This window comes from Maribacter cobaltidurans (genome assembly GCF_002269385.1).
GTDB lineage: Bacteria > Bacteroidota > Bacteroidia > Flavobacteriales > Flavobacteriaceae > Maribacter > Maribacter cobaltidurans.
The window spans coordinates 1,359,173-1,374,213 of the sequence record NZ_CP022957.1; the positions used below are offsets into that span (position 1 = coordinate 1,359,173).

General features: G+C 40.6%; 12 protein-coding genes. 8 read left to right on the forward strand and 4 right to left on the reverse strand.

Translation table 11 applies throughout. The features are described 5' to 3' along the window. Positions 1-177: 177 nt before the first annotated feature. From CJ263_RS05760 to pth, 3 genes are all read left to right on the forward strand, one after another. A complete protein-coding gene (locus CJ263_RS05760; RefSeq protein ID WP_094996386.1) occupies positions 178-1,119 on the forward strand; it encodes a ribose-phosphate pyrophosphokinase in 942 nt (313 codons plus the stop codon). 50 nt (positions 1,120-1,169) lie between these two features. Further along, positions 1,170-1,817: a 50S ribosomal protein L25/general stress protein Ctc gene (locus CJ263_RS05765; RefSeq protein ID WP_094996387.1), complete on the forward strand. Its 648-nt coding sequence runs from the start codon at positions 1,170-1,172 to the stop codon at positions 1,815-1,817. An 83-nt stretch (positions 1,818-1,900) separates the two neighbouring features. Continuing rightward, positions 1,901-2,530 carry an aminoacyl-tRNA hydrolase gene (gene pth, locus CJ263_RS05770; protein WP_094996388.1) on the forward strand — a complete coding sequence of 210 codons (630 nt, stop codon included), beginning with the start codon at positions 1,901-1,903 and terminating at the stop codon, positions 2,528-2,530. A 6-nt stretch (positions 2,531-2,536) separates the two neighbouring features. Here pth and CJ263_RS05775 read toward each other — a convergent pair whose 3' ends face one another. Together CJ263_RS05775 and CJ263_RS05780 are read right to left on the reverse strand one after the other, a co-directional pair. Then, a complete protein-coding gene (locus CJ263_RS05775) occupies positions 2,537-3,220 on the reverse strand; it encodes a hypothetical protein (RefSeq protein WP_229702458.1) in 684 nt (227 codons plus the stop codon). Then, the gene (locus tag CJ263_RS05780; RefSeq protein ID WP_094996389.1) at positions 3,217-7,002 is read right to left on the reverse strand and encodes a reprolysin-like metallopeptidase; all 3,786 of its coding nucleotides are present in this window, start codon (positions 7,000-7,002) and stop codon (positions 3,217-3,219) included. Before CJ263_RS05780 ends, CJ263_RS05775 begins: the two co-directional genes overlap by 4 nt. Positions 7,003-7,055: 53 nt before the next feature. On the opposite strand from CJ263_RS05780, the gene CJ263_RS05785 reads away from it, so the two are divergent. Both CJ263_RS05785 and CJ263_RS05790 read left to right on the forward strand, forming a co-directional pair. Beyond that, positions 7,056-7,985: a bifunctional riboflavin kinase/FAD synthetase gene (locus CJ263_RS05785; RefSeq protein ID WP_094996390.1), complete on the forward strand. Its 930-nt coding sequence runs from the start codon at positions 7,056-7,058 to the stop codon at positions 7,983-7,985. After that, complete coding sequence (locus CJ263_RS05790; RefSeq protein ID WP_094996391.1) at positions 7,985-9,304, forward strand: HTTM domain-containing protein; 1,320 nt, start codon at positions 7,985-7,987, stop codon at positions 9,302-9,304. The genes CJ263_RS05785 and CJ263_RS05790 overlap by 1 nt, the downstream gene beginning before the upstream one ends. On the opposite strand, the gene CJ263_RS05795 is transcribed toward CJ263_RS05790, so the two are convergent. Then, a complete protein-coding gene (locus tag CJ263_RS05795; protein ID WP_094996392.1) occupies positions 9,301-9,681 on the reverse strand; it encodes a VOC family protein in 381 nt (126 codons plus the stop codon). The genes CJ263_RS05790 and CJ263_RS05795 overlap by 4 nt on opposite strands. A gap of 80 nt (positions 9,682-9,761) precedes the next feature. Between CJ263_RS05795 and serS the strand changes: the two genes are divergently transcribed. Continuing rightward, positions 9,762-11,033, forward strand: a complete 1,272-nt coding sequence (gene serS / locus CJ263_RS05800) for a serine--tRNA ligase (protein ID WP_094996393.1) — start codon at positions 9,762-9,764, stop codon at positions 11,031-11,033. 3 nt (positions 11,034-11,036) lie between these two features. Here the strand turns inward: serS and CJ263_RS05805 are convergent, their stop codons facing one another. After that, positions 11,037-12,344, reverse strand: coding sequence for a ComEC/Rec2 family competence protein (locus CJ263_RS05805; RefSeq protein ID WP_094996394.1), 1,308 nt, complete (start codon positions 12,342-12,344; stop codon positions 11,037-11,039). A gap of 207 nt (positions 12,345-12,551) precedes the next feature. On the opposite strand from CJ263_RS05805, the gene CJ263_RS05810 reads away from it, so the two are divergent. Together CJ263_RS05810 and CJ263_RS21385 are read left to right on the forward strand one after the other, a co-directional pair. Continuing rightward, positions 12,552-14,336, forward strand: coding sequence for a tetratricopeptide repeat protein (locus CJ263_RS05810; RefSeq protein ID WP_094996395.1), 1,785 nt, complete (start codon positions 12,552-12,554; stop codon positions 14,334-14,336). Between the two features lie 63 nt (positions 14,337-14,399). Further along, positions 14,400-15,029, forward strand: coding sequence for a DUF4286 family protein (locus CJ263_RS21385; protein ID WP_308423266.1), 630 nt, complete (start codon positions 14,400-14,402; stop codon positions 15,027-15,029). Positions 15,030-15,041 lie beyond the last annotated feature (12 nt).

Here is a 15,041-nt window from a genome sequence, read left to right on the forward strand (position 1 = left end):
AGGACTGCAAAACTAAAAAATATTTTTATTTAAACATCAAAAAATTCAACAATTATCCTTTAGCAAGACAAATTAATTTCTAAATTTGCACCTCCTTAGAAAACCCCTATGTTTAGGGTAGTCAAAGTAGTGACCTCCCACATATTCGTTTCAAGGAAAGTATCAATAAATTAAGTCATGCCATACAGCGTACCAGAACCTAAATTTTTTGCCTGTACACAAAGTACCGTATTAGGGGAAAAAATTGCCAAGGCTTATGGTGTGGAACTAGGCAAAGTTATTTTTTCCCGCTACAGTGATGGTGAGTTTCAACCTTCCTTTGAGGAATCCATCAGGGGTGCTAGAATCTTTATTATTGGTTCCACGCATCCTGGTCCTGAAAACCTTATGGAAATGCTGTTGATGATTGATGGTGCAAAAAGAGCATCAGCACGTCACATAACGGCTGTTATGCCTTATTTTGGCTGGGCCAGACAGGATAGAAAGGATAAACCAAGAGTTCCCATTGCGGCAAAATTGGTAGCCAAAATGCTGGAGACTGCGGGAGCTACCCGTATTATTACCATGGATTTGCATGCAGATCAGATTCAAGGGTTCTTTGAAAAACCCGTTGACCATTTGTTCGCCTCTACCCTGTTTCTTCCTTATTTGCAAAATTTAGGTTTGGAAAACCTCACCATAGCTTCCCCAGATATGGGGGGGTCTAAAAGGGCCTATGCCTATTCCAAGGCACTGGATAGCGATGTGGTGGTTTGTTACAAGCAAAGAGCGAAGGCCAATATCATCTCCCACATGGAATTGATCGGGGATGTACAAGGAAAGAACGTAGTCTTGGTAGATGACATGGTAGATACCGCCGGAACATTGACCAAAGCAGCCGATTTGATGATGGAACGAGGTGCTATAAGCGTTAGGGCCATTGCGACCCACGGTTTACTGTCCGGTAATGCATATGATAAAATAGAAAAATCAAAATTAACGGAATTGATCATTACGGATTCTATTCCCCTAGAAATAAAAAGTGACAAGGTAAAAGTACTTAGCTGTGCCAATTTATTTGCGGACGTAATGCACAAAGTTCACAATAACAATTCCATTTCGTCAAAATTTTTGATGTAACCAAAAAGCGAAATGGCAACCTTATGAATTATTAATTTTTAATATATATAATGAAGTCAATTACAATTAAAGGATCAGAAAGAGAAAGCGTGGGCAAGAAGTCGACAAAGGCCCTACGTAATGCTGGAAAGGTTCCTTGCGTAGTATACGGAGGGGATAAACCATTGCACTTTTCAGCAGATGAACTAGCGTTCAGAGACTTGGTTTACACCGCCAATGCGCACACAGTTGCAATTGAATTGGAAAATGGGACCAAAGTGAACGCAGTAATGCAGGACATACAGTTCCACCCGGTGACTGATAATATCATGCACATAGATTTCTATCAATTATTCGAGGATAAACCAGTAACCATGAACATTCCTGTTAGGTTGCAAGGAAATTCCCCTGGAGTTAGAAATGGTGGACGTCTATTGTTCAGAAAAAGAAAATTGGCCATTAAGGCATTACCGGATAAATTACCAGATTTCTTTGACGTGGACATTTCCAAACTTAGAATTGGACAAAACATTGCCGTTTCCTCGTTATTAAATGATGATTTTACTATTCTTCACCCAGATTCTACAACAGTGGTTCAAGTTAAAACTGCTCGTACCGCAATTGTTACGGATGATGAAGATGAAGAAACTGATGAAGAAGGGGCAGAAGCAAGTGCAGAAGGAGCTGAGGCTCCAGCTGAAGAAGTTGCTCAAGAATAATCTTGATTTACCAAAACAAGAAGCACCTCGGTTTTATTATCGAGGTGCTTTTGTATTTTTAAGGAATCGTTGAAAGATTTAAAATGTACAGGTTTCTTAAAAAATTAATGGGCATTGAACCGCCCTTATTTGCGAATATTGACACCATGAAAAAGTATTTAATCGTTGGCCTGGGAAACATAGGTGAAGAATATGCAGAAACCCGGCATAATATCGGCTTTAAGATATTGGACGCCTTGGCGAATGAAAAAGAACTTCATTTTGAAACCCAAAAGTTAGGGGATGTAGCCCTTTATAAATTAAAAGGCCGAAGCATCCTTTGCTTAAAACCTTCCACGTATATGAACTTAAGCGGTAAGGCGTTGCGATATTGGATGGAAAAGGAAAAAATTCCTTTGGAAAATATCCTTGTGATCACGGACGATATCAATCTTTCTTTTGGTACAATTAGGTTGAAAACGAAGGGAAGCGATGGTGGCCATAACGGTTTAAAGGATATTCAACACGTATTGCAAACTACCCACTATAATCGATTCAGATTTGGAGTAGGTGCAGATTTTGGCAAGGGTAGACAAGTAGAATATGTTCTAGGGCAATGGAATGACGAGGAAAACTCCAAGATGAAGGAACGAATGGGAAAATCCGTGGCACTCATAGACTCTTTTGTACTTTCTGGGGTAGCTAGAACCATGAACCAATTTAACGGAGTTTAGAGTCTACTAAAGCACGCTGAAAACATAGACTCCGGAATTCGTTGCATTGCCTTCCAAATCCCTGGTAACTACACTCCAGTAATAGGTTGTGCTCGACAACACGGACACTTTCAATGAAGTTGCCGTTGCGGACAAGGTTGCTTCCAGATTTTGTGGAGGATTCTGTTCTGAAAAATATACCTCTATATTTTCAATATCATTGTCCAAATCTGATGCCGACCATGAAAGGGTTACTTCGTTGTTGATGTCCTTGAACACTTTTTCGGACATATCTGGTGTCAATATTTCTGCTGGGAATGGGGCGAAGGTGGTCCTTGAGCCCGCATTATAAAAACTCCATACTTCACTTGAGATCGTATTGTTCACCTGATTATTTCTAGATCGTACCAGCCATGAGTAAGGCTGACCTTTTAACAACGGTAAGCTTGAGGAAGTGGCCGAAGTTGAGATGGTCTGTACCGTATTGGTATTGAGATTGGTAACCCTAAGCTCGTAACTATCCGTATTATCAGCCCTTTGCCAGCTAAAGGATACCCTGCTCGTAGTGGCGTCTTGATCAACACCAGTGGTACATTCAGAATTCTTTTCTGGAAATAATAGCCGTACCTGTTCCGGAGGATTTGGATTATCTTTCTTTTTACAACTAAACACCGTAAAAAGGCATATAAGAAGGAATATTTTTCTCATCATCTTTTTAAAATCTTAGTTGTTGTTTTCGTTCCCCTATTTTCGTTCTGCAAATAATACATCCCAACGGGTAAAATACTCAAATCGAATTCTTTCGAGGATAAACCGTCCCTTATTTTTTCCCTTCTCAGTAACCTTCCATCTGAACCGAACAAAGTCATCGAGGCCCGTTGTGTTGGAACATCAAAATAGATTTGAATCACATCTTGAAACGGATTTGGATAAACCACGGGGCCACTCGAGACAATAATTTCCTCTTCGTAAATTCCTTGACAAGGAATATCGGTATATACCTTTAGAAAATTGATTCCCTTGGCCAAATCCAAAGTAATGCTCTTATCCATGGTATACTTTGTGTCCCCGTTCAGTTCAACATAATACCCATCAGCCCCTTCCAAGTCCATGACCACCTGGGAAGCCTGTAAAAGCACCTTGGAGGTTACACTTAATGGAGCTGGTTCTGATATAACCACAGCCAAACAAAATGGCTCATAGGTAATGGTACCATCGGTTCCCGATATACAAATATCATAAGTTCCCGAACTTAAATCCGTTAGGTTGAAACTATTGGAAAAATTATCGGTAATATCAACCCCATTCCCATTTACGGTAATTTCATAACCCAAGAAAACTTTGGGTTCTATCCTTATGACACCATCATCATTGGTCCTACAGGTCTCGCTCTCCAGACTTACATTAAAATTCTCCTGGGTAAACCTATAAATGGCACAACCGTTCCCATTCACCTCTTGTCCCAATGGTGTTCCAAAGCATAGATCATCACCATCGTCAAAAACACCATCCTCATCCTCGTCCGGCCTAAAGTCTCCCTCCACGCAAACCTCCAAAGAAAAATTATTCAATCTTCCACCATCTGAAGCTGCGTTGTCCTGAATTTCCAAAGTCCATTCCCCAAGTATGGATTCCCCATAGAATGAACTTAAAGTCCCAATGGGACGCACTGTGCCACTTATGGCAGGAGACCCTGAACATGAAAAAGTACTAGCCGCTTCATCATCAAAAATGGCATTGATGTTAGAACTATTTCCACAGGCACTGGAAACTAAAACCACAGTGGTTCCTGCGGGCGATGTTAGGCTGATGACCAAGTCCGAAAGATAGGTATGTTCAATATCCAGATTTACATTGATATCGGCCAAATTCAAATCCTGATAAAAGAAAATCCTGGATGTTATCGTGGGTGTCCCCACAGGGGAAATATTGATTGGAACAGCATTGCTTGCCTTGGTAATACAATTGAATTGGATGGTCGTAAAACTAAATGGGGCTGCAAAGATTCCTTCTCCACAGCTGTTTAAGGGCTTAACCCGCCAGAAATATTGTGTTTCGTTCAAAAGGGAGGTGGGCTCGTACGTATTGGTTGCTACCGTTTTCGTCTCCACAATATTAGTAAATCCAGTATCTGTAGCTATTTCAACGGTATAAGCAGTGCTGGCTAAATCTGGTTCCCATTCCAACAGCACATCTTTTGATACGTCTAGACTTCCATCAGACGGTGCCGTCAGCACAATTTCAGAAAAATTGGTATCATAAACGTTCAATTGCAGGGCTACGCTCTTTGTCACTGACGGAGCCGTAGCAACAACATCTACCGAATAACTACCAATGGCCAGGTTAGCAGTTCCGGAAAGTGTAATATTTATTGTTGTATTTGAAACGGACACGGTATCCTGGGAAAAAACCGCGGTAACCCCAGATGGCAAAGACTCCACACTGAGCGTGCTTTCCTCTGCAAACCCCATATAGGCTTCATAATCAAAACTAACGACCAAATCTTCGGGCTTGCAAACTTCATAATTCAGATTATCAAAATTAAGCACCACTTCAGATTCCATGATGGAAAAATCCGCCTGGTTAACAGAAAAGAAAATATTACTAGAAGCCTTTACCATAAATCTACCAGATTCAGTGTTAAAACCACCGGGAATCACAATGGCATGACTTCCGTCATTGTCCACATTTTGAGCGATCAAATTGGGAAAGGTCAACCCGCCATCGGTCGATAGAAAGATATCCACGGTCTCTGCTCCTATTGGAAGTACATTGGTATTGGCCACATCCCAGGTAATGGTTCCCGTTTCCCCCGCAACGAAAGATACTGTAGTTGATTGGGAAGTTACCACAAAGGGACCGGCTTCCCTTGTTACCGATACGGTAACCTCATCTGAAGCGGATTGGCCACCATTTAATACATTGTCCCTCACCGTCAAAGAAAAGTTCAATTCTCGCTGTACATTGGACACCGTTTCCCAAGCACCACCTTCTAGGGGACTGGTTTGGGTAAGATCTCCAGAGACTACCCTACTCAACCTGGGAAAATAACGTTCCGGAGATATGGATGGAGGCAAAGAACGAAACATGGCGCCTGTTGGATTATTGGGGCCAAAGGTTGCCTGTGTAACGATACCATTATCAATCTGTTCCCAGGTATATGTTAGCACATCCGTAGGATCTGGATCATTCGCATTGCCCGTTAATACAAAAGCCGTGCCTACGGGAATCGTATAGTTACTTACTGGATTTATTATGGGGGCATTATTGGTTAACGGTATGGTTTCCCCACAACTAATGGTCTCCAGATATTCCCGAATCTGGACAATGCTTACATAATGGAAATAATCATCAGAATTGGTAGCAACGTCATTGGCGTTCGTAATTCCAGCATACCCCATAATGGTGGTACCACTAGCAGGTTCCACTTGAACTAAAGTTCCTTCGGACAAATGGGAAAATGAATGGTTTGCACCAAACTGATGCCCCATTTCATGGGCTACGAGATCAATATCGAACTGATCGCCCTGAGGGGCAAACAAAGTGGTATATGCACTTCCTTTTTTATTATCCTGACATACAGACCCGATAAAACCGGAATTTCCATCCAGGGCATCTTTTTGCTGATTGAACAAATGGCCTATATCATAATTCTCCTCCCCAATGATATTAGTCAAGGTATTCTGTGTCTGGGAACTTAATCCTCCCGAAAATGGATCTGTATCGGGATTAGTATAGATGACCTGATCTGTGTTATCTATCAATTCTAAGGTAACTCCCAGATCCCGTTCAAAAACTCCGTTTACTCTTGTCAAAGTGGCATTGATTGCAGCGAGCGCATCGGCAATAGTCCCGCCGTGGAATTGTGTATATTCCCCTGATGCCGCTATGGCGACCCTAAACCTTCTTAGAGTTTGGTCATCCACCAACTTTGCGGTCAATGGATTGGACCTTGAGGTAAATGCATCAGGATTAGTTTTACAGATAAAGTCCAATTTTTGGGTCAGATGATCTTTACCATTGTAAATAACATAATTTCCGCTTGCACCCTTTTCCATAAAAACGGTTCCTTCCTTCCCCGGGTCCATAATCATGGTTTGGATTCCCTTGTGAGAAACGCTGAAGAATATTTTTTGTTGACCTGGCCCCAATCCAATGCCCTTGTATGACTTTATATTAGGATATTTTTTTGCCAACCCAGGGGCAAAAAGTTTGGATTCTTCCACAAGAAAGGGAATCAAGTTACCATCACCATCCGGAAAATACAGTGTCTTGAAAGAATTTTTAGCTTTGGAAACACGGGATAGCTCGCCTCTAAAAGCAATTTCATCCAAGGTAAATGCCCTAGCCTTTTGTACATCCAATCGCTTTAATGTTATCTGCCTGTCCCGATTATTGATATCCACACCATGCCAATATTTGGTCTGTGCAACCCCATAAAAGGAAAGAAATGCTATGGTAATTGAAAAAACAAGACGTAATTTAGCAGTCATTTAGGGGCTTTTATCTCCAAATCAAATATAGTTCTTTTTATTTTCTAGCGCAGTTGATTACAGTTCAAAGCATTTCCAAATACGATGAAAAACACCCTGTTGCCATAACCATTGGCACCTTTGACGGAGTACACATCGGTCACCGTAAAATATTGGAAAAAGTCATAAATCATGCCAAGAATTCTAAACTAAAGTCAGCGGTGCTTACTTTTTTTCCTCACCCCAGAATGGTGCTCCAAAAGGATGCCAACATCAAACTTCTTAATACCATAGACGAAAAAAAATGGATTCTTGAAAAAATGGGACTTGATATTTTGGTCATCCATCCATTTACCAAGGAATTTTCCAGACTTACCGCAACAGAATTTGTTCGTGACCTTTTGGTCAATAAACTAAAGGCCAAGAGGATCATCATTGGATATGACCATAGATTTGGAAGAAATAGAACCGCCAACATAAACGACCTAATCGCTTTTGGAAACACCTTGGACTTTTCCGTTGAGGAAATTCCGGCCCAAGAAATCGATGAAGTTTCAGTTAGTTCCACTAAAATAAGAAAGGCTTTGGAACAAGGGGATGTAGAAACTGCAAATTCCTATTTGGGCTATGAATATATGCTCACGGGAACTATAAAAAAAGGTAAGGGCCTGGGAAGAAAAATACATTTTCCAACGGCAAACGTGAATATAGAGGAAACCTATAAACTTATACCCAAGAACGGCTCTTACATTGTGAAGAGCAAAATACATGCACAGGATGTTTTTGGCATGATGAACATAGGTTATAATCCAACCGTAAATGGTACCTCAAAAACCATTGAGGTTCACTTTTTTGATTTTGATGATAATCTATACGGTAAAAAACTTCAGATAGACCTGCTTTCTCGACTTAGGGAAGAAAAAAAATTCGGGTCCTTGGAAGAACTTAAATCACAATTGGCCAGGGACAAGGAAAAGTCATTACAATTCATATCCAATCGGTAATGCTAAATAGGTTGTTTTTTCAAAGAATCGACAACAGCCCCTTAATTATCTTTCGTATTTTTTTTGGCATCCTTGTAGCTTTGGAATGTTTTGGTGCCATCGCCACAGGCTGGGTCAAACGGAACCTTATAGAACCCAAATACACCTTTCCTTTTATCGACTTTTCTTGGCTGGAAGTGTTCACGGGAGAGGGAATGTACCTATACTATTTCCTTATGGGAATTTTGGGAATATCCATTGCCATAGGCTTTAAGTATAGGCTTTCCATAATAGGGTTCACACTGCTTTGGACCGGGAGCTATTTAATGCAAAAAACCGCCTACAACAACCATTATTACCTACTTATCCTTATTTCCTTTTTGATGTGTTTCTTTCCGGCGCATAAGGATTATTCCCTAGATGTAAGAATGGGATATAGCAAAAGGGAAAATTCCATGTACAGTTATATTAAATGGATAGTAGTGTTGCAATTGTTTATCGTTTACACATATGCTTCCATTGCCAAGCTATACGGTGATTGGATTGACTTTGGTATGATAGAATTACTTATGAAACCGAAATCTGACTACCCTGTGGTGGGAGCTTTATTACAGGAAGCATGGGCGCATAAAGTTATAGGTGCCTGCGGGATTCTATTCGACCTGCTCGTCATACCAGCATTACTTTGGAAACCAACCCGAAAATGGGCATTTTTTGCTTCTATATTCTTTCATTTGTTCAATTCCATTATATTTCAGATTGGCATTTTCCCTTACCTGTCCTTGGCCTTCAGTGTATTCTTTTTCGAACCGGAGACAATACGCAAGCTCTTTTTCAAAAGAAAAGTTCCATTTCAAATTCAAAAAACCATTATTCCAAACTATAAAAAAACATTTCTGATTGGTTTTTGTGCTTATTTTTTATTTCAGCTGATTCTCCCCATTAGGCATTATTTTATCAAGGACGATGTTCTATGGACAGAAGAGGGCCATAGAATGAGTTGGCGTATGATGCTCAGGGATCGTCAAGGAAGCGGGCAATTTAAGGTGGTTAGAAAGAACGGTAGTGAAATTTTTGTGGATATCCAAACACTGCTTACCAAAGGCCAGCAAAGAAAAGTATTGGCGTACCCCGATTTTACATGGCAATTCGCCCAGTATTTAAAACGTGATTTGAAGGAAGAAGGCAAGGAAATATCAGTATTTCTGATTGATTCCAAAGTGAGTATCAATGGTAGGCCGCCCACTCCCTTTATAAGTCCTACCGTAGACTTGGCCAATATCCCTTGGTCACCTTTATCGCATAGCGATTGGATTTTACCTTCAAATTTGGAAGACTAAAACTTGATGGCCCTTTGACATAATTGCAACGGCATGCTCCAAGGATCCCTTAACATGACCAAGTGACTACCGTCTGGCTTATGAACTTCCTCATAAAAGGTTGCCCCTACCCCAACCAATCTCTCCATGTCCCTTTTTGCGTTATCAGAAACAAAGGCTACATGAAATGTTAATGGATGTTCTTCCTTAAAATTCTTCATAACGGCATCTTCCCTACTATAAAGTTCCAAAACGACCCTGCCGGTGCTATCCGCCAAAAAAGTCATATATGGGGAAATTTTCTGTTCACTGACCACGGTCAAATCCAAATGCTTACAATACCAAGTAACCACTTTTTCGATTTCCCTTACATTCAAGGCAAAATGCTCAAAAACCATAAACCTTTCTTTTAGGATCTAAAAGTATACCATTTAAATGATAAGTTTAACTTAAATTTGCTGCCAAATTATACGGAGCAATGCTACAATTACAGGTCATACGAGAGGAAAAGGATAACATCATCAAAGCCCTTAAGAAAAGAAATATTGATGCCGAATCCATGTTGAACGGTGTACTTCTTTTGGACGAAAAAAGACGTGCTACCCAAACACGATTGGATAATATCCTAGCAGAATCCAACAAGCTTTCCAAGGAAATTGGAATGCTTTTCAAATTGGGAAAGGCACAAGAAGCCAATGCCTTAAAGGAAAAAACATCTACCCTAAAGGATGAATCCAAGCAATTGGGGGAGGACTTGGCCAATACGGCAGAAGAACTTCAATCCCTTCTGTATCAGATACCAAATGTTCCACATCATTTGGTTCCCGCCGGTAGTTCTGAGGAGGACAATGAAGAAGTTTTTAAGGAAGGTGATATTCCCAAATTAGTAGATAATGCCTTACCCCATTGGGAGCTTGCCAAAAAATACGATATAATCGATTTTGAGCTTGGGGTCAAGATTGCCGGAGCAGGATTCCCAGTTTACAAAGGAAAAGGAGCCCGTTTACAGCGAGCGTTGATTTCCTATTTCCTTGATAAAAACACCGATGCCGGATATACAGAAATGCAGGTGCCCCATTTGGTGAACGAAGCTTCCGGATACGGTACTGGACAATTGCCTGACAAGGAAGGGCAGATGTACCATGTAACCGCGGACGACCTTTACTTAATTCCTACTGCAGAAGTTCCGGTCACCAATATTTTTAGGGACACCATTCTACAGGAAAGTGATTTTCCTATTCAATATACGGGTTATACCCCATGCTTTAGAAGAGAGGCGGGAAGTTATGGTGCACATGTACGAGGCTTAAATAGATTGCACCAATTTGACAAAGTGGAAATTGTTCGTGTTGAACACCCTAATAATTCCTATGAAGCCTTGGATGCCATGGTGGAACATGTAAAGGGCATTTTAAGGGATTTGAAACTACCCTACCGCATTTTAAGACTATGTGGCGGTGACTTAGGTTTCACCTCTGCGCTAACCTATGACTTTGAGGTTTTCTCAACGGCTCAGGACCGATGGTTGGAAATAAGTTCCGTTTCCAATTTTGAAACCTATCAGGCAAACCGTTTAAAATTGAGGTATAAGGATGAAAACGGCAAAAGTCAATTGGCACATACCCTCAACGGCAGTTCCTTGGCATTACCCAGAGTCTTGGCCGGAATATTGGAAAATTATCAAACGGAAAAAGGAATCCAAATTCCTGAGGTTTTGGTCCCTTACTGTGGATTTGACCTCATCGATTAACACCTAGAGGTCATTATATTTTAATTCATAGGATTCCCATTGGTATCCCATCTGGACACGTCTAAAGGCATAGATGCGTTCACCATCGGTTCGTACATTGATAATTCCCGGTAAAACCTTTTTAAATCGTTGACGGGCTTCAGAATTTGAGGTAGAATTGGAAAAATCAAGGTCATCCAGTGTGGTTACTTCTGAATCTGAATGTACTTGTGCCTCTACATCCCCTGCATCAATAAATAGGGCCGATAGTTCCGTAGAAAAAATGAGTGGCATTCTTCCTCTACCGGCTAGTCCCAACCCTCCCAAAAACACCGCTCTGGGATGGCCATGGTCCGGTGTTTCCCCCGAGGAAACTACAGTAACCATGGGATTTACATGGTTCAATAAATCTTGTGAAAATTCGTGGCTTCCATGATGGGGCGCCTTAAAAATATGGGCATTGACCTTTAAGGTATTTCCTGGTATGCTTAAAAGATGTTCACTGCCTTCAATGTTGAGATCCCCGGAAAAAAAGGTTCTTACATGGCCATAGTCCATTCTAAAAATCAATGAATGACCATTAATGGTATGTGATTTTCCATTAAACCATTTCAAGGTATTGTCCTGTTCCAGGGTGGGTCCCAAAATTTCCAATTGAACACTGGCATCCCCTATGGGCAAATAACCATCCGAAGCATCTACCCTTTTATAGGTGGCATCCGATGTGCTTACGGCATCTATCCAAGTCTTAAAACTATCTTTTAATTTTTGACCTGATAAATCTTCCACAGTATCATGAAGGGTCACCAATCTTTCATCCTGCACAGTTCCCAATTCTGTATTATGCCCTTCGGAAAATAATCCAATGCCATTATGATAAATATGTTTGACCGTAATTTTTGGATGGCTCAACAGTGGCGCCAAGCCTTCTATGTGGTCTTTATCCGCATGGCTTAAAAACAAATGGTCTATTACTACGCTAGTATCGGGCTGGTCCAACCTATATTTCCAAATTAGGAATCCCAAAGCCCTGTCCTTTAACCCGCCATCTACCAAAATCTTTATGTTATCCGGAGTAACGGTAAACGAGGCGTCTCCTTGGCCAATGTCCAAAAAATAGAACTCAAGGCTTCGCTTTTTTAACAAGGTAGTATTTGACGCTATTTTGCCCGTTCTTCCCCTATATATGGCCGTTCTATAACTCTCGGCAACATTGTCCTCTAAGGGTTCTACCTGTAGCTCATCACCATAGATTACCACATAACTAACATCCTCTGCCCCGTTGTTAAAATAAAAGCGTTTAGTTTTAGACCCTAAAAATCTGGTTTCCATTTATGTTATATTTGATTTGAGCGGTTTCTTTTACATAATACAAGCTACGATATAATCCTATTCCTACATATTAAAAATTTACAACTGGTTTAATATTGTGTATTTTTCGCATTAATCCTTGGACTATAAAGACATAGACTTACCCTAATTATGCTTCACTTAACAGATTCTTTTATTCAGCTTCCGTAAATTTGATAAATTTCAAGCATGAGGTTTTCTTTTTTTTTATTGGCTTTCCTTTTTTTCTCGGGCATATCTGCACAGGAGGACTTTTTGGCCAAGCAATACTTTGCGGACGGCGATTTTGAAAAGGCTGTTGTTTTCTATGAAAAATTGGCCAAGGAAAACCCTAGGCGTACAGATTACTTGCAAGGTCTAATAGCCTGCTATCAACAATTGGAACGGTACGATGATGTTGAGGCCTACTTAACCGAACAGTTAAACCAAAGAAACCCTCATCCCACCTTGTTGATTGAAATGGGCTATAACTATTCCCTTCAGGATTTGCCGGATAAGGCGGATGAGTATTATGACAAGGCCTTGAGGTTTATAGAGGAAAATCCAAACTATGGATATGCACTGGGTTATCAATTCCAAAAATATACTTTATTGGATAGGGCCATTGCGGCCTTAGAAAAGGCCATGGAACTAAACCCAACCCTGGACTACAACTATCAATTGGCCAGAATTTACGGAGAACAAGGTGATATTGAACGTATGTACAATTCATATTTGGAACTTTTAATGAACAACAAAACATCAAAATCCAATATCCTTAGAAGTATTGATGACTTTATAACCCAAGACCCGGAAGATGTAAACAATCAAACCTTAAGAGTACTCCTACTTCAAAAAGCTCAGAAAAATCCGGATGTTCTGTGGAACGAACTTCTTAGCTGGTTGTTCGTTAAACAAAAGCAATTTAGTAGTGCATTTAGGCAGGAAAAGGCCATATTCAAGCGTATGGAAGGAAGTTCCACAGGAAGATTGGAAAATTTGGGGGCCGTAGCGCTTGAAGAAAATGAAAACCAGGTGGCGAAGGAAATTTTTGAATACATAAAAGACGTTAGTACTGACCCTATTGTGCAATTGAATGCGGAGTTGCACCTGATAGATATTGTACTGGAAGAGGCTGGTAAGAATCAGTTGGACAATATTCAAAAACAATACGAGGCGCTCATTGATCAATATGGATATCAAACCCAAACACTTCAGCTTCAAGTGGCCTATTCCAGATTTCTTACGTTTAAAAAGGATGACCCTGTTCCGGCCATTGAACTTCTTAAAAATAGTTTGGAGCTTCCCATGAACGAGCGAAGCAAGGCCTATATAAAATTGGCCTTGGGGGATATTTTAGTATACGATAGGCGATTTAACGAGGCCCTTATTTACTTTTCCCAGATTCAGGACAAGTTAAAAAACGATGTTATGGGACAGGATGCCCGTTATAAAGTGGCAGAGACCAGTTTTTATAAGGGCGATTTTGATTGGGCGTTGACACAGCTCAAAGTCCTTAGGGGGTCTACTTCCCAGCTTATAGCAAATGATGCCATGCAGTTGAGCCTGCTCATTTCCGATAATTCCTTGGAAGATTCTACACAAACAGCTTTAAAAAAGTATGCACGGGCAGACTTTTTGGCCTATCAGAACAAAACGGACGACGCCATTACAGCTCTGGATGACATTCTCCAAAACCATAAAGGGGAAAAAATAGAGGACGAAGCCCTGTTAAAACAGGCCCAACTTTACGAGTCTAAAAAAGAGTATGAAAAAGCGGAGCTCAACTACTTAAAGATTGTAGAATTCTACGGAAACGGTATCTTGGCCGATGATGCCTATTTCGCCCTTGGGGAATTATATAGAAATGTTTTGAACGAAAAGGAAAAAGCCAAAACGTATTATGAACGCATCATCTATGACTATCAGGACAGTTATTATTTTCCGCAGGCCAGAAAGAATTTCAGGTTATTAAGGGGTGATGCCATAAACTAAGTAGGATTTCGCATCAAGTAGCTAAAAGCCCTATATACCATACCAACAGTATTATTATTGACCATGTATATATATAACGTTACCACCAACATTGAGGATAAAGCCCATAAAAAATGGCTTCAGTGGATGAAAACAATCCATATTCCCCAAGTGCTTTCCACAGGTAAGTTTTTAAGTGCAAAAATGACCAAAGTACTTGCAGAGGAAGGTACCGGACAAACGTATTCCGTACAATATACGGCGGCGAGCAAGGAAATTCTACAGGCATACTACGAGGAAGATGCTCCAAAACTTAGGGAAGATGCCCTACAGCTCTTTGCGGACCAAATAATTTCTTTTAGGACAGAGCTGGAGGTTATTGATGAATTTTTCGTTCATCGGAATACCGCTACTCATCACCTCTTCACGTATGGAACCTTAAAGGAAAAAGAAGTACAATTGGGTGTGTTTTCGAGGTTACTAGGTGGTTTTGATGATATATTACACGGACATAAAATATCAGAATATAAAGTCGCGGGGCTATATCCAACAATAGAAACAAGTCAAAATTCAGAGGATTTAATTAAGGGAACAGTGTATGTCCTCACCGATGAGGAACTCCAAAAGGCCGACTATTATGAAGGGGATGCCTATGAGCGTAGGGAAGTCCTTCTAAGTTCGGGGAAGAAAGCTTGGGTATACCTCGCAAAATAAATGCCTAAAGAG

Bases quoted from the DNA above. Each gene is read 5' to 3' on its own strand.
- CJ263_RS05760 (WP_094996386.1), top strand. From the start codon at position 178: ATGCCATACAGCGTACCAGAACCTAAATTTTTTGCCTGTACACAAAGT.
- CJ263_RS05810 (WP_094996395.1), top strand. From the start codon at position 12,552: ATGAGGTTTTCTTTTTTTTTATTGGCTTTCCTTTTTTTCTCGGGCATA.
- CJ263_RS05790 (WP_094996391.1), top strand. From the start codon at position 7,985: ATGCTAAATAGGTTGTTTTTTCAAAGAATCGACAACAGCCCCTTAATT.
- CJ263_RS05795 (WP_094996392.1), bottom strand. From the start codon at position 9,681: ATGGTTTTTGAGCATTTTGCCTTGAATGTAAGGGAAATCGAAAAAGTG.
- CJ263_RS21385 (WP_308423266.1), top strand. From the start codon at position 14,400: ATGTATATATATAACGTTACCACCAACATTGAGGATAAAGCCCATAAA.
- CJ263_RS05780 (WP_094996389.1), bottom strand. From the start codon at position 7,002: ATGACTGCTAAATTACGTCTTGTTTTTTCAATTACCATAGCATTTCTT.
- CJ263_RS05765 (WP_094996387.1), top strand. From the start codon at position 1,170: ATGAAGTCAATTACAATTAAAGGATCAGAAAGAGAAAGCGTGGGCAAG.
- CJ263_RS05805 (WP_094996394.1), bottom strand. From the start codon at position 12,344: ATGGAAACCAGATTTTTAGGGTCTAAAACTAAACGCTTTTATTTTAAC.
- pth (WP_094996388.1), top strand. From the start codon at position 1,901: ATGTACAGGTTTCTTAAAAAATTAATGGGCATTGAACCGCCCTTATTT.
- serS (WP_094996393.1), top strand. From the start codon at position 9,762: ATGCTACAATTACAGGTCATACGAGAGGAAAAGGATAACATCATCAAA.
- CJ263_RS05775 (WP_229702458.1), bottom strand. From the start codon at position 3,220: ATGATGAGAAAAATATTCCTTCTTATATGCCTTTTTACGGTGTTTAGT.